Below are 1,459 nucleotides of genomic sequence, written 5' to 3'. Positions count from 1 at the left end.
CAATGTTGTCAACTTAAGATAAAAAAAGTACTTGACAAGGTGGTGAAAATGTGCAGCGAAGCAATTAATTATAAAATAATTGATTGCGAGGGAGTATTATGAGTCATGGAGAAATTACAGAAGAAATTCTAACAAAACTGCAGAAGTTCCTCCACCCAAAAAACTTGAAAGAAAAATATTTTGTAGAAAGGAATTCTGCCTTTAGCAGAAACCGAAAAATGCCACTGCCAGAAATGATTGCTTTTTTAACCCAGCGTTCTGTGAATTCTCTTGATATAAAAATTGATAAATGGGTCGAATCTTTAAAGAAAGAAAACGGCGCTACCATCTCTCGTCAAGCGATATCAAAAGCCAGACAGCAGATACCGGAACAAATTTTTCATGATTTTTTAAGGTTATCTGCCGAAACATTTTTAGAGAGGGGAAAGAAGAAAAGCTGGCAGGGATACCAGGTATATGCGATTGACGGAACAGATATTCAGCTACCAACGACAGAAGAGACATTAAAAGAGTTTGGAGCTGTAAAAGGCCGGTTTCCAAGCAGGCTGGCAGGAGCTTCAGCTTCTGCACTCTTTGATGTATTAAACGATTTGATTCTGGACAGTGTACTCTGTCCATACAAAACATGCGAGCGTAAGATGGCAAAAGAACTGTTAGACGCTGTGTTAACGGAGGAACGGCGAAAAAAAGCCATTGTGATATTCGACAGAGGATACCCCTCTTACGAATTCTTAGGCTATTTAACCGAAAAAAGGATCAATTATGTGATCCGCATAAAAGAACAAATGAGCCTTCTAAGAGATGAGAATAAAGCAGACGGAGAAGTATATAGAAAATGTGGGAACAAATGTCGGACCATCCGTACGATCCAGTTAGAATTAGAGAGGGGGATCAAAGAATATCTGATTACTAATTTGCCCAAAGAGAGAATAAAGGCAGAAGACTTTAAAGAATTATACTTTCTAAGATGGGGAATTGAGGGGAAATATAAAGAGTTAAAGAAAGGGATGGAAATGGAAAACTTTTCGGGGAAAAAGAGCATTTGCATCAAACAGGATTATTATATCAGCTTATTTTTGTCCAATATATGTGCGATTTTAAAAAGGGAAGTGGACGTAAGAATCGAAGAAGAGAAGAAGACCCCAAAAGAGTATCAGTGTAGAAGGAGTTATCTGATTTGGAGGGTAAACATGAGAATAGGCATGTGGCTGTTAAATATAGAAGAGATAAAAAAAGAAATGGAAGTAGTCATTGAAAGATGTAAAAAGAAGCGTTCACAGATACGCCGAAACCGTAAATGTGAACGCAACTTAAATCTCAATCGCCGAAAGTATAGTATAAATCACAAGTGCTGCTTATAAAGAATACTATTACTAATACGGAGACAAGTAAAAGTATAGCAGGTTCTTCGAAAATAATCTATATCTAAAAATTTGTTGTTAAGTTGACAACATTGGGA

Annotated in this window: 1 protein-coding gene; it reads left to right on the top strand. The window is 36.8% G+C overall.

What is annotated here, in order from left to right; all coding sequences use genetic code 11:
* The first annotated feature begins 98 nt into the window (after positions 1-98).
* The gene (locus tag KTH89_RS24645) at positions 99-1,361 is read left to right on the top strand and encodes an IS4 family transposase (RefSeq protein ID WP_238723467.1); all 1,263 of its coding nucleotides are present in this window, start codon (positions 99-101) and stop codon (positions 1,359-1,361) included.
* The last annotated feature ends 98 nt before the right edge of the window (positions 1,362-1,459 follow it).

The organism is Diplocloster agilis (assembly GCF_019042275.1).
In the GTDB taxonomy this organism is placed as follows: domain Bacteria; phylum Bacillota; class Clostridia; order Lachnospirales; family Lachnospiraceae; genus Diplocloster; species Diplocloster agilis.
The sequence above is the reverse complement of the archived record's forward strand: the minus strand, read 5'-3'. Positions and strand labels throughout refer to the sequence as shown.